Source organism: Streptomyces sp. NPDC088157 (genome assembly GCF_044741545.1).
Classification (GTDB): domain Bacteria; phylum Actinomycetota; class Actinomycetes; order Streptomycetales; family Streptomycetaceae; genus Streptomyces.
In genome coordinates this window covers 777,178-795,624 of record NZ_JBIUSU010000003.1, presented here as the reverse complement: position 1 = coordinate 795,624, position 18,447 = coordinate 777,178, and the positions used below count along the sequence as shown (strand labels likewise).

17 protein-coding genes are annotated in these 18,447 nt (G+C 73.4%); 6 read left to right on the top strand and 11 right to left on the bottom strand.

All coding sequences use genetic code 11. The features are described from left to right. The first annotated feature begins 115 nt into the window (after nucleotides 1-115). Nucleotides 116-1,036 carry a TIGR02452 family protein gene (locus ACIPFH_RS14775; RefSeq protein WP_401826374.1) on the top strand — a complete coding sequence of 307 codons (921 nt, stop codon included), beginning with the start codon at nucleotides 116-118 and terminating at the stop codon, nucleotides 1,034-1,036. Here the strand turns inward: ACIPFH_RS14775 and ACIPFH_RS14770 are convergent. The 4 genes from ACIPFH_RS14770 to ACIPFH_RS14755 all read right to left on the bottom strand — a co-directional run bounded on the left by ACIPFH_RS14770 (nucleotide 1,021) and on the right by ACIPFH_RS14755 (nucleotide 4,697). Next, nucleotides 1,021-1,467, bottom strand: a complete 447-nt coding sequence (locus tag ACIPFH_RS14770) for a type II toxin-antitoxin system PemK/MazF family toxin (RefSeq protein WP_401826371.1) — start codon at nucleotides 1,465-1,467, stop codon at nucleotides 1,021-1,023. The two genes, ACIPFH_RS14775 and ACIPFH_RS14770, sit on opposite strands and share 16 nt — an antisense overlap. A 44-nt stretch (nucleotides 1,468-1,511) precedes the next feature. Then, nucleotides 1,512-2,894 carry a flotillin family protein gene (locus ACIPFH_RS14765; RefSeq protein ID WP_401826369.1) on the bottom strand — a complete coding sequence of 461 codons (1,383 nt, stop codon included), beginning with the start codon at nucleotides 2,892-2,894 and terminating at the stop codon, nucleotides 1,512-1,514. A 136-nt stretch (nucleotides 2,895-3,030) separates the two neighbouring features. Continuing rightward, nucleotides 3,031-3,249, bottom strand: a complete 219-nt coding sequence (locus ACIPFH_RS14760) for a hypothetical protein (RefSeq protein WP_356263687.1) — start codon at nucleotides 3,247-3,249, stop codon at nucleotides 3,031-3,033. 26 nt (nucleotides 3,250-3,275) lie between these two features. Next, nucleotides 3,276-4,697, bottom strand: a complete 1,422-nt coding sequence (locus ACIPFH_RS14755) for an amidase (RefSeq protein WP_401826367.1) — start codon at nucleotides 4,695-4,697, stop codon at nucleotides 3,276-3,278. Between the two features lie 248 nt (nucleotides 4,698-4,945). Between ACIPFH_RS14755 and ACIPFH_RS14750 the strand changes: the two genes are divergently transcribed. Then, complete coding sequence (locus ACIPFH_RS14750) at nucleotides 4,946-6,334, top strand: glycoside hydrolase family 43 protein (RefSeq protein ID WP_401826364.1); 1,389 nt, start codon at nucleotides 4,946-4,948, stop codon at nucleotides 6,332-6,334. Between the two features lie 151 nt (nucleotides 6,335-6,485). Here ACIPFH_RS14750 and ACIPFH_RS14745 read toward each other — a convergent pair whose 3' ends face one another. After that, entirely contained in the window at nucleotides 6,486-7,607 is a 1,122-nt protein-coding gene (locus ACIPFH_RS14745) for a PP2C family protein-serine/threonine phosphatase (RefSeq protein WP_401826363.1), read from the bottom strand. A 296-nt stretch (nucleotides 7,608-7,903) separates the two neighbouring features. On the opposite strand from ACIPFH_RS14745, the gene ACIPFH_RS14740 reads away from it, so the two are divergent. After that, on the top strand, nucleotides 7,904-8,323 hold the full coding sequence (locus ACIPFH_RS14740) for a hypothetical protein (RefSeq protein WP_401826888.1): 420 nt from the start codon (nucleotides 7,904-7,906) through the stop codon (nucleotides 8,321-8,323). Between the two features lie 487 nt (nucleotides 8,324-8,810). Here the strand turns inward: ACIPFH_RS14740 and ACIPFH_RS14735 are convergent, their stop codons facing one another. The 3 genes from ACIPFH_RS14735 to ACIPFH_RS14725 all read right to left on the bottom strand — a co-directional run bounded on the left by ACIPFH_RS14735 (nucleotide 8,811) and on the right by ACIPFH_RS14725 (nucleotide 12,046). Further along, nucleotides 8,811-9,392 (bottom strand): SIS domain-containing protein, encoded by a 582-nt coding sequence (locus ACIPFH_RS14735; RefSeq protein WP_401826360.1) that lies wholly within the window; start codon nucleotides 9,390-9,392, stop codon nucleotides 8,811-8,813. Further along, complete coding sequence (locus tag ACIPFH_RS14730) at nucleotides 9,389-10,624, bottom strand: glycosyltransferase (protein WP_401826357.1); 1,236 nt, start codon at nucleotides 10,622-10,624, stop codon at nucleotides 9,389-9,391. Before ACIPFH_RS14730 ends, ACIPFH_RS14735 begins: the two co-directional genes overlap by 4 nt. 417 nt (nucleotides 10,625-11,041) lie before the next feature. Next, nucleotides 11,042-12,046, bottom strand: coding sequence for an NAD-dependent epimerase/dehydratase family protein (locus tag ACIPFH_RS14725; RefSeq protein ID WP_401826354.1), 1,005 nt, complete (start codon nucleotides 12,044-12,046; stop codon nucleotides 11,042-11,044). 615 nt (nucleotides 12,047-12,661) lie between these two features. On the opposite strand from ACIPFH_RS14725, the gene ACIPFH_RS14720 reads away from it, so the two are divergent. Continuing rightward, complete coding sequence (locus tag ACIPFH_RS14720) at nucleotides 12,662-13,915, top strand: MFS transporter (protein ID WP_401826885.1); 1,254 nt, start codon at nucleotides 12,662-12,664, stop codon at nucleotides 13,913-13,915. Nucleotides 13,916-14,071: 156 nt separating this feature from the next. Further along, nucleotides 14,072-14,245 carry a hypothetical protein gene (locus ACIPFH_RS14715; protein WP_401826352.1) on the top strand — a complete coding sequence of 58 codons (174 nt, stop codon included), beginning with the start codon at nucleotides 14,072-14,074 and terminating at the stop codon, nucleotides 14,243-14,245. A 152-nt stretch (nucleotides 14,246-14,397) separates the two neighbouring features. Here ACIPFH_RS14715 and ACIPFH_RS14710 read toward each other — a convergent pair whose 3' ends face one another. Then, nucleotides 14,398-14,853 (bottom strand): MarR family transcriptional regulator, encoded by a 456-nt coding sequence (locus tag ACIPFH_RS14710; RefSeq protein WP_356260493.1) that lies wholly within the window; start codon nucleotides 14,851-14,853, stop codon nucleotides 14,398-14,400. A 171-nt stretch (nucleotides 14,854-15,024) separates the two neighbouring features. Between ACIPFH_RS14710 and ACIPFH_RS14705 the strand changes: the two genes are divergently transcribed. Next, on the top strand, nucleotides 15,025-16,482 hold the full coding sequence (locus tag ACIPFH_RS14705; RefSeq protein WP_401826351.1) for an MFS transporter: 1,458 nt from the start codon (nucleotides 15,025-15,027) through the stop codon (nucleotides 16,480-16,482). Nucleotides 16,483-16,527: 45 nt separating this feature from the next. Here ACIPFH_RS14705 and ACIPFH_RS14700 read toward each other — a convergent pair whose 3' ends face one another. Further along, on the bottom strand, nucleotides 16,528-17,175 hold the full coding sequence (locus ACIPFH_RS14700; RefSeq protein WP_401826348.1) for a response regulator transcription factor: 648 nt from the start codon (nucleotides 17,173-17,175) through the stop codon (nucleotides 16,528-16,530). Continuing rightward, on the bottom strand, nucleotides 17,172-18,371 hold the full coding sequence (locus ACIPFH_RS14695) for a sensor histidine kinase (protein WP_401826346.1): 1,200 nt from the start codon (nucleotides 18,369-18,371) through the stop codon (nucleotides 17,172-17,174). Before ACIPFH_RS14695 ends, ACIPFH_RS14700 begins: the two co-directional genes overlap by 4 nt. Nucleotides 18,372-18,447 lie beyond the last annotated feature (76 nt).

Here is an 18,447-nt window from a genome sequence, read left to right as displayed (position 1 = left end):
TGTTGCACGCGATGTCCAGGATCGCTCACGATGCGTGTATGAGCACGACGGGGGAGGCCGGCGGGGCACGAGTGACCGCGCGGCGGGCGACCATGGAATCCACGGGGGTGGCGCCATGAGCGCACGGCTGCGCGGCATCGCGCGGGAGACGGAGGAGATCGTCGCGGCGGGTTCCTACCGCGCCTCCGACGGGCGCGAGGTGTCCCTCGGCGCGGCGGTCGAGGCCGCCCGGGCGGGGACGCGGATGGTGGGACCGGGACCGGTCGGGATACCGACGAGCACGTCCACGAACTCCTCGGTGCGCGAGTCGGGTGATCCGGTCGTCGAGGGAGAGGCCGCCGAGGGCAGGACCGCCGCGGACTCGGCCGTCGAGCGCGCCTTCGTCGAGGTCACCGGCGAGAGCAGCCTCGAGGCCGCCCGGCGGCTCGTCGGCCACGGCCCGGTCGCCGTGCTGAACTTCGCCTCGGCCCGCAATCCCGGCGGCGGCTACCTCAACGGCGCCCAGGCGCAGGAGGAAGCCCTGTGCCGGGCCTCCGCGCTGTACACCTGCCTGCTGGAGGCCCGGGAGTTCTACGACCACCACCGCGCCCACCGCGACCCGTTCTACACGGACCGCGTCATCCACTCACCGGCCGTGCCCGTCTTCCGGGACGACCGGGGCCGCCTGCTCGACGAGCCCTACGCCGTCGGCTTCCTGACGTCCGCCGCCCCGAACGCGGGCGTGGTGCTGCGGACGGTCCCGGAGCGCGCGTCCGGGTTGCCGTCCGCGCTGGCCGTCCGCGCCGAGCGGGTCCTGGAGACGGCCGCCGCGCACGGCTACCGGCGGCTGGTGCTGGGCGCCTGGGGCTGCGGGGTGTTCCGCAACGACCCCGCGCAGGTGGCGGAGGCGTTCCGGACTCTGTTGGGCCCCGGCGGGCGGTTCGAGCGGACGTTCGAGCACGTGGTGTTCGGAGTGCTGGACCGGACGCCGGGGAGCGCGGTTCTCGGGGCTTTCGAGACGGTGTTCGACCGGAAGGGTTCTCAGGTCCAGCCGTAGCGCTCGTGCAGCCGGTGCCGGACCAGGTTGAACCGCATCCGGTCCAGCGCACATGCCTCGCGGCGCATGCCGGCCTCGTGCAGGCGCAGGACGCGGTCGACGTCCACCCAGGAGTCCCGTCCGGTCCGGTCCCAGGGCCCACTGCCGATCGGCACCCACTCGCGGTCGCCGTCGTGCCGCTTGCTGGAGAGCTGTACGGCGAGGACGGTCCCGCCCGCCTCTCGGGCGACGACCAGCACCGGGCGGTCCTTGCCCCGGCCGTCGTTCTCCTCGAAGGGAACCCAGGTCCACACGATCTCGCCGGGGTCCGGGTCGCCGTCGTGCGCGGGGGAGTACTCGGTACGCACCCGGCCGACCTCGCGGGGGTCGGCCTCGGTGGTGGCGGAGGGGCCGGAGCGGCCCGGGACGTCTTCTTCGGTATACGCGGTCACGGGGGCACCTTAAGGGCTGCCCCCGTGACCGCGTCGTCAGCGGGTCACTTCTCCTCGACCGGAACCCGCTGCGAAGGCGGGCCCGCGCTTCCGTTGAGCGGCGAAGCCCCGTTCGCGGTCTGCCCGTTCTGGTTCATCGAGGAGAGCAGCTGACGTGCCAGCCCCAGCCCCGTCCCGCCCATGGTGAGCGCCTTGGCCAACATGTCGGCCACGCCGTCGGCGCCGTTGAGCACCACCATGTTGTCGACGTTGCCGAACGCGGACGCGCCCGCCTGGACGATCTCCGGCCACTTCTCCGCGAGTTGCTGCGCGACCACGGCCTCCTGGTTCTCGGCGAGGGCGGCGGCCCGCGCCTTGATCGCGTCGGCCTCGGCGAGCCCCTGGGCCCGGTTCGCCTCGGCCTTCGCGAGACCCTTCGCCTGCGTGGCGGCGGCCTCCGCCTCACCGGTGGAGCGGGTCTCCGTGGCCTTGGCCTCGGCCGCCGAGATCCGGGCGTCGCGCTCGGCCTCGGCCAGCGTCCGCTTCTCGTACGCCTTGGCGTCGGCCGGTTTGCGGACGTCGGCCTGGAGCTGCTGCTCGCGCCGCTGCGCCTCGAGTTCGGCGACCCGCGTCTCCTGGACCACGACCTCCTGGCGGGCCGCCGCGTCGGCGAGCGGCCCGGCCTGCCGGGCCTTGGCGTTGGCCTTGTCCTGTTCGGCCTGGTAGCCGGCCTTGAGGATCTCGCTGTCCCGGGTGGCCTCCGCCATCCGTCCGAACGCCAGCTGCTCGGCCTCGGTGGCGAGCCGGTCGGCCTCGGCCTGCGCGATGCGCGCGTCCCTGCGCACGGCCGCCAGATGCGGGGCGGACAGGTTCTTGATGTACCCGGTCGGGTCCTCGATCTCGTGGATCTGCAGGGAGTCCACGATCAGGCCCAGTTTCTCCATCTCGGTGCCGCACGCGGCACGGGCCTGCCCGGTCAGCTTCTCCCGGTCGCGGATCATGTCCTCGACCGTCAACCCGCCCACGATGGCCCGCAGATGACCGGCGAACACGGTGTGCACGCGCTCCGCCATCAGCTTCTGCTGGTCGAGGAAGCGGCGGGCGGCGTTGGCGATCGACACGAAGTCGTCGCCCACCTTGAAGATGACCACGCCCCGCACCTTCAGTGGAATGCCCTGGTGGGTCACGCAGTCCACGTGCAGTTCCGTCTGGTTCAGGTCGAGCGAGAGCTTGCGCACGGCCTGCATGCCGGGCGTCACGAGCGTGCCCCGCCCTGTGACGATACGGAATCCCATGCCCTCCTCGAGGCCTTCCAGTTTGTGCTTCGAACCGGAGATGATGAGCGCCTCGTTGGGCTCCGCGACACGCCACATCAACTTGAACGCACCGATCAGGACCAGGACGGCACCGACTGCCGCCCCGACGACGAAACCGACTTCCATGAGCATGCACTCCCCCGGTGCAGGGTGCCCTCGGGGCACCGAACGTACCGGGAGTGTGTGCCCGCGCACGAGCCGTGTACAGACGGGGCCGAACCGCTGTTGCCCGCTTGGTACATACGGCACACGACGGGCACGCGCCGCCTCAACCGCCGTACATCGCCGAGACGTAGACCGTCCGCGGCGGAAGGTACTCCACCACCGTGACCACCGTGCCCCTCTCGATGCGTTCGGTACCGGAGACGGCGTAGGCGAGGAAGTGCTCGGCACCGCCACGCACCCGGACGATCACCTCGCCGACGAGCCCGGGCCCTACCGCTCCGGTGACCCGCCCCATGAGCCCGACCATCGACGCGTCGTCCATGGTCACAGGGTACGGGTCGAACGCGCTCATCCGGTCGGCGAGTCGGCGACCGCTTCCCGCGGCCACCGTTCGTGCCAGCGCAGCTCCGCCTCCAACTGGGCGGCGAGCGAGATCAGCAGCGGCTCGCTGTTCGCCGGGCCGAGCAGCTGCGCGCCGACCGGCAGCCCGTCGGGCGTGAAGCCCGCGGGGACGTTGACGCCGGGCCAGCCCAGTACGTTCCACGGCCAGGCGTAGGGACAGGCGGCGATCATGGCGCGGTCGGTGGCGAAACCGCTCAGGTGCAGCATCGCGCCGATACGGGGCGGAGGAGCGGCCGTCGTCGGCGCGAGGATCACGTCGTACTTCTCGAAGAAGCCGCCGATCCGGCGGTGCAGGACCGCCTCCGCGCGCCGGGCCGCCCGCAGCGGGATCCCGCCGAGCAGCCGGCCCAGCCGGGCGGCGCCCCGGGTGCGCCGGTCCAGGAGCGCGGGGAAGGGAGCCTCGGCGACCCGCTCGGCGACGCCGGCGGTCGCCCGGGGAACGAAGGTGAGCCCTATCTGTCCGTACGGCGGGTCGGCCTCCTCGACGGTGTGCCCCAGGCCGGCCAGTCTCTCGGCGAGTTCGAGGACGCGAGCCCGCACCTCGGGGCGCAGCCGGGCGGGTACGGCGGTGAACGGCGGCTTCAGCGACAGCGCGATCCGCAGCCGGCCCGGGTCGCGGCCCACCGCGGCAAAGGCGTCGACGGCGGGCGGCCGGTGCGGGTCGTGCGCGTGGTTGCCGCTCGCCGCGTCGAGCAGCAGCGCGGCGTCGGCGACCGTGCGGGCCAGCGTGCCGTTGACCGAGATGCCGTGGAAGGACTCGCCGCGCGGCCAGGTCGAGACGCGGCCGCGCTGCGGCTTGATGCCGACCAGATGCGTCCAGGAGGCGGGGATGCGGACGGATCCTGCGCCGTCCGAGCCGAGCGCGGCCGGTACCAGCCCCGCCGCGACCGCGGCCGCCGAACCGCCGGAAGAGCCGCCCGGGGTGTGCTCGGTGCTCCATGGGTTGCGGGTCGCGCCGAACGCCGGGCCCTCGGTGAACGGCCACTGCCCCAGCTCGCAGGTGTTGGTCTTGCCGACGATCACGGCCCCCGCCGCCCGCAGCCGCCGTACCGCCTCGCCGTCCTCGGCGACCGTCGGGTGCGCGCCCTGGCAGCCGAAGGCGGTCGGCTCGCCCGCCACGTCCATGTCGTCCTTGACGGCGACGGGGACTCCGAGCAGGGGGCTCCGCGTCCCGGCCGCCAACCGGCGGTCGGCGGCGTCGGCTTCGGCGAGCGCGGCCTCGGCCCGGACGATCCGGAAGGCGTTGAGGGTGCCCTGGCTCGCCTCGATCCGGGCGAGGGTTTGCTCGACGAGCGTGCGGGAGGAGACCTCGCCCTCGGCCAGCGCGCGGGCGGTGGCCGTCAGGCCTGCGGCACGGTCGGGCGTCATGCGGGCACCTCCGGGGCGACGTTGTCTACCGCACGGTAACCTCTGGCGGCCGGATGGCGGAACGGCGCGCGGGCGGGAGGTGTGCGGCCGTCCGCCACCGGGGCCCCGACCGCTTCGCCACAGGTGTCCCACAGGCATCGTCCGTTCCTGCGCAAAGGATTGACGTGTTCCTGCCTCACCCCTACCTTCTGATCGACTTTCCGAACTCCGTTCGGAATTTCGAACCTTGAGCCGCAGGGAGCCGCACCATGACGTCACGTCCCTCCACCCCGTCCCGCCGTGCCGTGCTGCGTGCGATGGCCGCGCTGCCCGCCGCGGCCCTCGTGCTCGGCGAGGCGCCCGGCCTGCTCGGCACGGCCCTCGCCGCCGCGCCGACCGCCGGGTCGGCCACCCGCTACACCATCGTGCCGTTCCTCAACAGCAACGACGGAACGGTGAACGTCTACCAGTCCGACGACGCCACCGACTTCCGGCTGGTGCAGTCCTCCGCCTACACCCCGCCGAGCAACCGCATCCGCGACGCGAGCGTCTTCAAGCACACCAACGGCTACTACTACATCACCTACACCACCCACACCTGGCAGGACGCCAGCACCACCATCGGCTTCGCCCGCAGCTCCGACCGGGTCAACTGGACGTTCCTGTACGACTACACGGTCCCGATCGCCAACCTGTCCCGCGCCTGGGCGCCGGAGTGGTTCGTCGACAGCGACGGCAGTGTCAACGTCATCGTGTCCTGCTCGGTGACCAGCGACGAGTGGATCTTCACCCCGTACCTTCTGAAGGCCACCAACTCCGCGCTCACGGCCTGGAGTTCACCGGTCGCGCTGTCCGGCATCGGGTCGAACCACATCGACACCTACATCGTGAAGGTCGGCTCGACGTACCACGCGTTCACGAAGAACGAGACGGCGAAGTACATCGAGTACGGCACGGCGTCGAGCCTCGCCGGCCCCTACACGATCACCAGGACCGGCGACTGGGCGGGCTGGGGCAGCTACCGGGAGGGCCCGTCCGTCATCCAGCTCGACAACGGCGGCTGGCGGATCTTCTTCGACGGCTACGGCGACGGCAACTACTACTACAGCGACAGCTACGACTCCTTCGCCACCTGGAGCGCGCCCAAGGCGCTGCCCGGCATCTCGGGCACGGCACGTCACTTCACGGTCATCAAGGAGACGGTGACCGGTGGCCCCGGCATCACGAAGAACACCACCCGCTCCCTGCGGTCCGGCAACTACACCACCCGCTACTGGCAGGAGCAGTCGGCCCTGCTCAACCTGCCCGTGGTGACCAGCGCGAGCACCACCGCCGAGAAGCAGGCGTCCACCTTCACCGTCGTGGCCGGCCTCGCCGACGCGAACGCGTACTCCTTCCGCGACGCCGCCGGCAACTACCTGCGCCACTACTCCTTCCGGGGGCGTTTCGACGCCAATGACGGCACGTCGACCTTCGCGAGGGACGCCACCTTCATCGCCCGGACGGGCTCGGCGAGCGGTTCGATCCGCTTCGAGTCGTACAACTACCCCGGCTACTACCTGCGCCACTACAACTACCAGCTCCGGGTGGAACAGCCGGACGGCACGGACCTGTTCCGCCAGGACAGCTCGTTCGTGCCGGTGACCGCCTGGGTCTGAGCCGTCCGGGCCGGGGTGACGGGGCCCCGGCCCGGTGGTCCGCCCAGTGGACGTGCTCCCGGGTGGCACCGCTGACTCATCACGCCGAGCGCGCGCCGTGGGACGAGTCGGCCGCCCCGCCACGACGGCCGGGCCCGGTGCCGCGCCGACCTCAGTGACGGGGCGACCGGCGGACGGTCAGCACGGCGACGTCGTCCTGCCGGCGGTCGTGCCCGGCGAACGTGCGGGCGTCCTCGTGCAGCGCCAGGGGCAGCTCGGTGGGGGAGAGGTCGAGGTGCTTCCGCAGCCGCTCGTCGACCGGGTAGAACGTGCCGTCGTGGGAGCGGGTCTCGGTGAGACCGTCGGTGGTCAGCACCAGCGTCGCACCGGCCGGGAACACGAACCAGTCCACCGTCGTGGGTTCGACGGCGAGTTCGGCGAGTCCGAGGGGGACGCCGGTGTCCACCGAGGGGGTGGTGACGGCGCCGTCGTGCAGCAACCGGGCCGGAACGTGTCCGCAGTTGACGACCTGCGCCTCCGTGTCCGCGTCGACGCCGATGATCAGGGCGGTGACGAACCGCTCGTCGTCGCCGGTCTGTTCGGCGTAGGAGTTGTGCCGGACGACGGCGGCGTCCAGGGCGTCGACGAGCGCGGTGAGCGTGGGCTCCCGGTGGGCCGCCTCGCGGAAGGCGCCGATGACGGCGAACGCGGCGCCCACGGCGGCCAGTCCCTTGCCCTGCACGTCTCCGATCAGCACCCGCGTGCCCCAGGGTGAGGCGACGACGTCGTATATGTCGCCGCCGACGAGCCGGTCCTCCTGCACGGGTTCGTAGACCCCGTTGACCAGCACGTCGTCGGTGAGCAGGGGCAGGGGGTGCAGGATGTGCCGCTGCATGGCGGCGGCGGTGGAACGCAGCCGCAGCATCTCGTGCTCGCGCGCGATACGCCGGTGGCAGGCGTAGACGGAGGCGGCCCCCAGGGCGAGGGTGAGCAGCACCAGCAGGGCCCGGTCGAGCCAGCGGCCGCCGTCACCGGCCCGCAGCAGCAGGGTGAGGCTGACGAACAGGGTGGTCCAGGCGGCGACGAACCTCGTCTGCTGGACGGTGCACAGTGCCGACGCCGTTCCCGGCAGGAAGACCAGGAGCCCGAGGAGCCACACCTCGGACCCGGACAGGACGCCGAGGACCTCCACCAGGACCGTCACCGAGAGCACACCGACGACCGTCTCGGCGTTGCCCGGGGGCTCGATGGCGCCGATGGCGTCGGTGGGGCGCTTCCGACGGGGACCGGTCATGGGAACTCCCGGGCAGGTGGTGCTCCCTCTCACCTTAGACAGGTCGCCCGCCCGACGGGTGCCGAGGCTGTTCCCGGGCCGGCCCGCGGTCCTCGGTGTGCCGCACCGGTCCCGCGCGACGGCGACGGCTGAACGGGCCTCCCCCCTCACCCGTACCCCTTGTCGAAGCCCGTCCAAGGCGCCTCCGCGGGCGCGCCCACGGGGTGACGGGGAGAGCGCCGACTACGGAGTTGTACGTGCTTCACCAGCCCACGGCCCGCCTCGTGCGCGGTGCCGCACTGGCCGGCAGCCTGGCCATGCTTTCCTTCGCCACCGCGTGCAGCGGCTCGGAGGGGGAAGCCGCCGCCAGGAAGGGCCCGCCCACGGCGACCACGGTCACCGCCGCTCCCGAGGCCGGCGTCGTGGCACCGGCGAAGGTCGAGGTCATCGCCGGCCTGACCGGCTGCACGGCCAAGATCCGCATCGAGGCGGACGAGCTGCGCCAGGGCGTCTGCCACACGGAGGAGGCCGACTACCTCATCACCACCTTCCCCGAGGAGCAGTACAAGGAGACGTGGCTCGAGGCAGCCGGCATCTACGGGGGGCAGTACCTCGTGGGTTCCCGCTGGGTGGTCAGCGCGCAGCCGGAGATGCTGACGGGATTCCTGCCCAAGCTCGGCGGAACCATCCGGCAACTGGGCGGCACGGGCCCGTCCGCGTCCCCGAACGGGTCGTAGAGCACGGCCTCGCCGCCGGCAGGCCACGCCGTCGAGCCGCCTCGCACGGGTCGCCGAGGGGCACCCGCCTCCCGTCCGGCGCCGCCCGGACGGGAGGCGGGTTCCGGCGGCAGGAAGGGGGCACCTCGACCGAGAACGTCCGTCCCGGGCCGAGGGCGAACCGGAGAGCGAGGACGCCCGCGAGAGGGCGGACCACCCGGCTCCGGACCACCCGACGCCCTCCGGCCCGAGGGCGACCGCGACGACCCGGACGCCCAGACCGGCCTCCCGGGGCTGGCTTCCCGGGCCGGCCTCCCCGGGCTGGGCCTGCCCGCACCGGCCTCCCCGCACCGGCCTGCCCGGGTCGGCCACGCTCCGCGGGCCACTGCCCGCACCGGCCTCCCCGCACCGGCCTCCCCGCACCGGCCTGCCCGGGTCGGCCACGCTCCGCGGGCCATGCCGTACCGGCCACCCCGGCGGCGGAACCTGATCGTCGCCGCCGGGGTGGTCACCAGCCTTGCCGGGCGACGGCCCGGTCGAAGGACTCGCACAGCAGATGGACCGCCACGAGGTGCAGCTCCTGGACCGTGGCGGAGGTGGCCCCGGTCACGCACAGGGATTCGTCCGCGGTGCCCTCCAGCGGGTTGGGCGCCGGACCCGTCAGCGCCCAGGCGGTCATGCCCAGGCGATGCGCCTCCTTCGCGGCGACCAGCAGGTTGGCGCTGGCCCCGCTGGTGGACAGCAGCATCAGCAGGTCCCCGGCCCGGCCGTGCGCGCAGACCTGCCGGGCGAACATCTCCTGGACGCCGTAGTCGTTGGCGATGGCGGTCGTCGAGGACGTGTCGGCGTGCAGCGCGAGCGCGGAGAACGGCGGCCGGTCGTCGCGGTAGCGGCCGACCAGCTCGGCCGTCAGATGCTGCGCCTGCGCCGCGCTGCCGCCGTTGCCCGCGACGAGGAGCCGGCCGCCCGTCGTCAGACGGGTGGCGAGGACGGTGCCCCACCGCTGCACGACGGGCCCGGCGTAACCGCGGAACGCCTCGAGCGCCTTCATCAGGTCGTCGCAGTGCGCGACCTCCGTGGCGATCCTCATCGGACCACTCCCGAGAGCGACGGTACGGCGGAGACGGCGCCGTACACCCGGCTCACCCCGTCGGCCACGCAGTCCCAGGTGTAGCGGGCGAGGACCCGGCGCCGTCCGGCGGCCCCGTACCGGGCGAGCCGCGCCGGGTCGTCGAGCAGGTCGCGGACGGTCGCGCCGAGGTCATGGTCCTCGTCGGGCGGGACCAGGACACCTGTGACGTCGTCCACCACGGTGTCGAGCTGCCCGCCGACGGCCGTGGCGAGCACCGGCGCGCAACAGGCCATGGCCTCCACCGGGACGATGCCGAAGGGCTCGTACCGCGGCACCGACAGCACGAGGTCCGCGCCGGACATCAGCCGGGGCATCCGCGTCGGGCTCACCGCGCCCAGCAGCCGCACCCGGTCGGCGACCCCGCACTGCTGCGCGATCGACCACAGCCGCTCCGCCTCCGGCTCGGCCATCAGCAGCGCGGGCTGGGGACCGCCCGCCACGAGGAGTTCGGCGTCCGGCACGCCGGCCAGGGCGCGGATCGCCCGGTCGAAGCCCTTGCGCGGCACGAGCCTGCCGACGGCGACCAGCCGCCGGGGTGCGGAGGGCGCCCGCCGGGCCCCCGTGACCGGTGTGAACTGCTCGGGGTCCACCCCGCACGGGACGACGTGGACACGGTCGCGGGGCAGGCCCATGGCGACGAGCTCGGCCACCTCGTCCCGGCAGGTGGCGACGATGCCGGCGCATTCCCGCCCGACGGCCGTCTCGATCGCCACGCGCTCGGGCGGACTGGTGTCGGCGGAGCCCTGACAGCGCTTCTTCACGGCGCCGAGCGCGTGGTACGTCTGCACCACGGGCACGCCCGAGGCGCGTGCACCGGCCAGCGCCGCCATTCCGGACATCCAGAAGTGGGCGTGCACCACGTCGGGGGGTTCCGCCGCCCACTCACGGGCCAGCCACGCGCCGAACTCCGGTATGTACGGGAGGAGTTCGTCCTTGGGTATCGGCGCCGGAGGTCCGGCGGGCACATGCACCACCTTCACCCCGTCGGGCGTGGTGACCCGCTCCGGCAGCCGGCGGCCGTCGCGTCGCGTGTACACGGCGACCTCGTACCCCCGGCGGGCCAGCTGCGTGGCGAGTCGGGCCACGTAGACGTTCTGGCCGCCCGCGTCGGGGCCGCCGAGCTCGGCCAGGGGACTGGCGTGCTCGGAGACCATGGCGACGCGGCCGGCCGGCGGATGACTGGTGCTCATCAGGTGACCTCCTTGATCAGGCGTTCCCGGTCGTCCCGGAAACGCCGTTCTCCGTACCGGGCCTGCCGCGGCCCTCGCGGCCTCCCCGGTCCGGCGGGCGTGGGCCGGGTCCGCGAGGAACCGGCGGACCTCCTCCAGCACATCCAGCCGGTTGGCGGGCACGTCGATGCCGGGCCGGCGCGAGCTCGTGCGGCCGTTGCGACATCACGAGGTCGAGGTCGGCCTCGCCCAGCTCGGTCGGGCTCGACTCCCTCACAGTCGACGGCCGTTGCCAGGTCCTGGCCCGCCCCAGCCCGTCCGGCCCGCGGTCGGGCTGGGGCGGGACGAGGAACGTGTGCGGGCCCTGGCAGAACGAGGCCGGCCAGGAACCGCGCTCGTGCCGGACGAGGACGTTCATGCGTTCTCCCGGAGGGGTTCTCAGAACTGCGGGGCCGTTTCCCGGGGCGGCAGGGCGGTGGCGAAGTAGGCGATGGTCTGCTTGATCCCCTCCTCCCAGGGGACCCTGGGCGCCCAGCCCAGGAGCTCGTGGGCCAGCCGGGTGTCCGGACGGCGCCGCTGCGGATCGTCCGTGGGCCGGTCGACGAACTCGATGCGGGAGGAGGAACCCGTCAGGGCCACGACCCGGCGGGCGATGTCCCCGACCGTGACCTCGTCGGTGCCGCCGATGTTGACGGGCCGCACCGAGCGGCTCGCGGCCACCAGCAGGATGCCGTCGACCGTGTCGTCCACGTAGCACAGGGACCGCGTCTGCCGCCCGTCACCGGCCACCGTGAGCGGTTCACCCGCCAGTGCCTGGCAGACGAACGTGGGCACGGCACGGCCGTCGTGGGCCCGCATGCGCGGCCCGTAGGTGTTGAACAGGCGCACGATGCCCGCGTCGGCGCCCCGGGCCCGCACATGCGCCGTGACCAGTGCCTCGGCGAACCGTTTCGACTCGTCGTACACGCTGCGCGGCCCGACGGGGTTGACGTTGCCCCAGTAGTCCTCGCGCTGCGGATGGACGAGCGGGTCGCCGTACACCTCGGAGGTGGAGGCGAGCAGGAAGCGCGCCCCGTCCCGTTCGGCCACGGCCAGCATGGCGCGGGTCCCGAGGCTGCCGGCGTCGAGGGTCTCCAGGGGGAGCCGCAGATAGTCGGCGGGTGAGGCGCAGCAGGCGAAGTGCAGGATCAGGTCGTAGGGTCCCGGCAGGCCCCGCAGGCCCCGCAGGCACCCGGGGGCGGAAACGTCGCACTGGACGAACCTGAATCCGGGGCGGTCCCCGAGGTGGGCCACGTTCGCGCGTGAACCGGACAGCAGATTGTCCGCGCAGTCGACTTCGACACCTGAATCCAGCAGTCGTTCGCACAGATGGCTGCCGAGGAAGCCGGCGCCGCCGGTCACCACGGCACGGCGCCAGGGCGGGCGGGGGGTCGCATCGGTCATGGCACGTCCTTCGTCCGCAGGGAGAGGCGCCCGACCGCAGACGGCGCGGGGTGCGGTTGCGGCGCGGGGCTCGTGGAAGGAGTGGGGGATCACCGGCCAGGGATCATGCTCAGCCGGCAGGATCGTCCTGTCGACCGCCGCTTTCCCGACGGCACCGGCACCGGGTTCCCGGGACCAGCTGTTTTCACACGTTGGTTCCTATTGTGCGGAAAGCGTGGTTCGCCGCGACTTCTGCCGAGGACGGGCCCACGTCCGCCCGGGAGGCGCCGAGGCTGTGAGCAACCGCACTCGGCTCGGCAAATCCGGGGCGGCCGAAGGAGTTTGGCGAGGTGGGGCGGGCGCCGTGTCGTCCTTTCCCGGTGGACCGCCGCCGCCCCGCCCGACCCGTCTGCCACCATGGTCGACACCGCAACCGACTTGGTGGAGTGGCCGCGCAGCGCAGCCGGCGTTCCTCGGTTTCGCCGGTCCGTCTGACCTCCCACCTCGCCTTTCGGGTATCGCACTGTGTCTATGTCCCCTCCCGTCCCGGGCGCCGCTTCCGCTGCCCGCGGCCTCGCCCCCGTTCCGTCCGGTAAGGCCTCGCGCTCGCCGTGGCGGGCCCTGCGGCACCGCAGCATGCGCTGGTGGTCCGTCGCCAACCTCGTCTCCAACGCCGGCACCTGGATGCAGCTCACGGTGCAGAACCTGCTGGTCCTGCAGATCACCGGCTCAGCGGCCGCGACCGGGCTGTCCATGTCCGTCCAGGCGGCTCCCGCCCTTTTCATGAGCCTGCTGGGCGGGGCGGCCGTGGACCGCTGGCCGCGCAAGGTGACGGCGGCCGCGAGTCAGGCCCTGCTGGGCGCGGTCGGCTTCGCCACCGCCGTCCTGGTGGCCCTGGACCGGCTCGACATGACGACCCTGCTGGTGCTGGCCGCCGTGACCGGCACGATCGCCACGGTCGACGCTCCGGCGTGCGCCCTGCTGGGCAACGATCTCGTGCCGCGGGAGGACGTCCCCTCCGCCATCGGCGTGGGCGCGCTCGTCCACAACGCGGGCCGACTGGTCGGTACGGCGCTCGCCGGTGTGACGGTGGGCTTCCTCGGCACGGCGGCCGCGTACGCCGCGAACGGTCTGTCGTTCGTCTTCGTCGCCTCGGTCATCCCGTTCCTGCGGCCCGCGCCCGGCGCGGCCGCGCAGCACCCGGAGGCGGCCGCCCGGGAGCCCGGCCGACGCGACGACATGACCGTGCGCGAGGGGCTGGCCTACTTCGCCCGCAGGCCCCGGCTGGTCGCGCTCGCCGGGGTCACCGGCCTCAGCGCCGTGTTCGGGCGCAACTACGGGCTCACGCTCGCCGTGCTCGTCACGGGGCCGCTCGCGGCCGGCGCGGGGGCGTTCGGCACGGTTTCGACCGTGCTGGCCGTGGGCGGCATCCTGGGCGCGGTCCTCGGCGCCCGGCTGCGCCGGCCCTCGGTCCGCCTCGTGGGCGTCCTGGCGGCCGCGGGCGCGCTGCTGCAGGTGGCTGCGGGGCTGTCTCCGTCACTGACCGTGCTGCTCGTGCTCGTTCTGCCCATGGCCCTGGTGGAGTCCGTCTCCGACACCGCCGGCACGGCCGTCCTGCAGACCGACCCGCCCGCCCACCTGCGTGGGCGTGTGCTCGGCGTGTGGAGCAGCATCGCCACGGTGTGGGGCCTCGGCGGGCCGCCCGCCCTGGGGCTCCTCATGGAGTGGGCCGGCGCCCGCGGGGCCCTGGTGGTCGGCGGGCTGGTCGTCGCGGGCGCGATCGGTACCGGCCTCGCGGTGCGCGGGCGCCGCGTCCCGGCACCGGTGATCCTGCCGCTGGTGAAGCCGGACGACGTGCCGGGTCGGGAGGCGCTGGGCGCGGCCGCATGAGCCGGCGTCCCGGAGCGGGGCCCGACGGGGAAGCGGCCGCGGGCGCCCGCGTTTCCCGTGGCGTGCGCGGGAGACTCGGTGACCCGCGACCGGAAAACGGGAGCGCAGGACCGGACCGGCCCCCGGCGGGCCGGAGCAGGAAAGAAGTGAAGAGCCGTGACCACGGACGTCAGACGAACGAACAGCATCCAGCGGCCCGAGACGGGGTGGGCACGGTCCCGCCGACTGCGCGGTCACGGTATCCGTACCTGTGTGCGGGCGACGGTCGACGGCGAGGCCGTACAGCTGCGCCAGGGTGCCGACTGGAACATCGTCAGGGGCGAGGACTGACTTTCGGCGGGGGCGTCGGCGGGCGTGCGCTGCCGACGGGCGCGGCTCCCGCGGTGACCGGCGCCGTTCTCGACGCGCCGACCCGCGGCTGACCGCGGCCCCCACCGTGTGCTTTGGTCCCGCGTGAACGGCGGGCCGGCCGTCCTACGCCGTCACGGGCGCGGCCAGGGACGGCCGCCGATCGCCTCGATGCCGTAGTTGAAGCGCCGTAGATACTCCGCGAAGGCGGCGACGTCCTCGTCCGGCCAGTCGGTCATCACCTGGTCCAGGACCTCCACGATCCCCTCGCGCTCGGAGTCCAGCAGGCGCGTGCCCTCGTCGGTGAGCCGGAATTTGCGGGCCATCCCGCCCTCCGGGTCGGGGATCCGCTCGATGAGACCCGCCCGCATCGCCGCCGCGGTCTGCCGGTTCAGGGTGGAGGCGTCCAGGCCGAAGGCATCGCTGAGCTCACCGATCGACATGGGCCCCTGGACCCGGATCCGGCTCAGCAGGATGTAGGCGCTGCGCTCCATGAGGCTGTTGTTGCGACGGCCGCCCCGCTGGTTGAGGAATGTGTGGCGGCTGAGCAGCATCTGCTCGTACTCGACGTCGTGCGTCGGCGTCTCCATGTGCCCGACCTCCTGCTTCCGTGCGCCCGCACCATCCTGGCACACCGCTGTGCACGACCCACAACATATGCTCGATACATACGACATGTACGATGCACATCCTTCAGCTCGATCCTTCGCGCAGACGCCGTGCGCGGATCCTTCACCGCACCTCCCAAGTCGAGGAGTCCCATGGGCGCCCCCGCTCTCCCACCCACGGCCCGCCCGGGCGCCGTGATCGCCACGCTGGCCTTCGCCGGCACCACCGCGGCGATCATGCAGACGCTGGTCACGCCCCTCATCGCCGAGCTGCCGCAGATCCTGGACACCTCGTCCTCGAACGCGGCCTGGGTGATCACGGTCACCCTGCTGGTGGCCGCCGTGTGCGTGCCGGTCGTCGGCCGCCTCGGCGACCTGGTCGGCAAGCGCCGGATGCTGCTCGCCTGTTCCGTGCCGCTGATCGTGGGCTCGGTGGTGTGCGCCTTCGCCTCCGACGTCGTGACGATGATCGTGGGGCGCGGTCTTCAGGGCATGGGCATGGGCATGGTGCCCCTCGGCATCGCACTGCTGCGGGACGTCGTACCGGCCGAGAAGCTCAGCGGTTCCATCGCACTGGTCAGCGCCTCCATGGGCATCGGCGGCGCCATCGGCCTGCCGCTGGCCGCCGCGGTCGCCCAGTACGCGAACTGGCGCGTGCTGTTCTGGGGCTCGGCCGCCCTGGCCGCCGTCGTCGCCGTCCTGATCTACCTGCTGGTCCCGGACGTGCCCGCCGGCGCCAAGGGCCAGCGCTTCGACCTGCCCGGCGCGCTCGGTCTCGGCGTCGGCCTGGTCTCGCTGCTGCTCGCGGTCTCCAAGGGCGCCGACTGGGGCTGGGCCTCCGCCACCACACTCGGCCTGTTCGCCGTCGCCGCCGTGGCGCTGGTCGGCTGGGGAGTGTGGGAGGTGCGCACCACCGACCCGCTCGTCGACCTGCGCACCACGGCCCGCCCCCGGGTGCTCCTGACCAACGTCGCCTCGATCTTCGTCGGCTTCGGCATGTACGCGAGCATGCTGGTCATGCCGCAGCTGCTCCAGTTCCCCCAGGCCACCGGATACGGTCTCGGCCAGTCGATGCTCGCGGCCGGCCTGTGGATCGCGCCCGGCGGCCTGACGATGATGCTGGTCTCCCCGCTCGGCGGAAAGCTCACCAACGCCCGCGGCCCCAAGTTCACGCTGGTCTGCGGCACCCTGGTGCTGGCCGCCGGCTACTTCGCCTCCATGGGCCTGATCGGCTCCGCCTGGGGGGTCATGGTGGTCACGATCATCACCAGCAGCGGTGTGGGCCTCGCCTACGGCGCGATGCCCGCCCTGATCATGAGCTCGGTCCCGATCACGGAGACCGCCGCCGCCAACGGCTTCAACACCCTCATGCGCTCGCTCGGCACCTCGATCGGCTCCGCCGTCATCGGCGTGATCCTCTCCCAGATGACCACCACCCTGGGCGGCCACACCCTCGCCTCCGAGGACGGCTTCCGCACCGCGCTCCTGGTCGGCGGCGGACTCGCCCTGGTCTCCGCGGCCATCGCCGCCGTCATCCCCGCCGCCCGCACCGCGGCGGCCGGCGAGGACGCGACCGACCAGGCCGTCGCGCCCGAACAGGCCAAGGTCTGACCCGGCGGGCTGGGCCCCGGCGCGCCGGGGCCCAGCCCGGACGTCTCACGCGAGATCCAGCAGCCCCCGGCGCACGGCCTCCGACACCGCGGCCGCCCGGTTGTCCGCACCCAGCTTGCGGTAGACCCGCACGAGGTGCGTCTTGACGGTCGCCTCGCTCAGGAACAGGGCCTCGGCGATCGCCCGGTTGCTCAGCCCGTCGGCGAGCAGCCGCACCACCTCGACCTCGCGCCCGCTCAACTCGCGCTCCGGATGCGGTACTCGGGCGACCAGGTCGCCCACCAGCGCGGAGGCCAGCCCGAGCGCTCCGGCGGCCGCGCCGCGCACGGCCGTGAACAGTTCCTGGGGCGGCCCCGCCTTCAGAACGTAGCCCCGCGCCCCCGCCTGAAGCGCCCGCACGACGTCGACCCGGCCCGAGTAGCTCGTCAGCATCACCACGGCGACGCCGGGCGCCGCGACGGCGAGCCGGCGCACGGCCGCGACGCCGTCCATCCCGGCGCCGTCACCGGCGAACCGCAGGTCCATCAGCACCACGTCCGGGACGAGCGCCGCCGCCAGCCGGACGGCCTCCTCCCCGCTGCCCGCCTCACCGACCACGGCCAGGTCCGGCTCACCCTCCAGCAGTGCGCGCAGCCCGGCCCGTACGACGGCGTGGTCGTCCGCGAGCAGCAGACGCAACGGAGCACCGGTCACCGGACGGCCACCGGCCTCGGCAATCCGGCCGGCCCGGCCTCGGACCTCGCGGGCACCGTGGCGCGCACGGACGTTCCCCGCCCGGGCGCGCTGCCGACCTCCAGCTCGCCACCGCACTCGCGCAGCCGCGCCCGGGTCGCGGGAAGCCCGAGTCCGCGGCCGGGACCCGGCGCGAGGGCGCCGCTGCCCGCCTCGAACCCCGTGCCGTCGTCCCGCACTTCGAGCTCCACCCGGTCGGCGTGCCCGTTCAGGGTGACCAGGACGTTCACCGCACGCGCATGCTCGCGCACATTGGCCAGGGTGCTCTGGGCCACCCGGAACAGGGTCGCGGCCGCCGGGCCGTCCAGAACGGGGCGGGGCGCGCCCAGCGAGCGGAACCGTACGCGGGGCGCCGCCCCCTCGGCCTCCGCCCGGGCGCACAGCAGCCGCAGCGCACCCTCCAGACCGGCCTCGTCCACGGCCGTCGGCGTCAGGTCGCGGATGATCCTGCGGGTCTCCGCGAGGTTGGCGTGCAGACCGTCGGCGACGGCCCGGACCCGGGTGCGGGCCACGTCCGGACGGGCGTCCCAGTCACGTTCGACCGTCTGCAGCAGCATGACGCCGCCGGCGAGCTCCTGGGCCAGGGTGTCGTGCAGGTCCCGGGCGATCCGGGCCCGCTCCGCCAGCACACCGGCCTGACGCTGCTGCCGGGCCAGGACGTCCCGGGTGCCCCGCAACTCCTCGACGAGCCGCAGCCGTTCGGCGGCGTCACGCTGCTGACTGCGGTAGAGGGCCACGGTGCCCCACACGGCGGCCACCGGGATCAGCACGAACTCCAGGTCGAACCGCCCGGCGCTGCGCTCGAGTTGAGCGGCGAGCACCAGACTGAGCACGGCCACCGCCACCCCGGCCGCCCGGGGGGCGAGCACCCGCAGCGCCGCGCAGGCCAGCGGCACCGCGCACCACACGTAGGCGGCGGCGAGCGACCCGGGGGCGAGGAGCACGAGGGCGGTCCACAGCGCCAGCAGCGCCCCCACCCACACCGGCCGGCCGTACCGTCCGAGCCGGTCCCCGGCGGCGACCCCGCCCGCGTAGACGACCGCGAGCAGCAGGCTGACGGTCACGATGTCCCAGCACAGCCCGATCCTGAGCTGCACGAGCCTGACCAGTCCGGTGCCGACGACGAGGAAGAACGTCAGATGGGAGACATGGTCCAACGCCGACCGGCTCCCGCGGACGGTCCTCGTGGAGGAAGGGACGGGAGCGCGGTCGGGCACGGCGGAACCCCTTGGA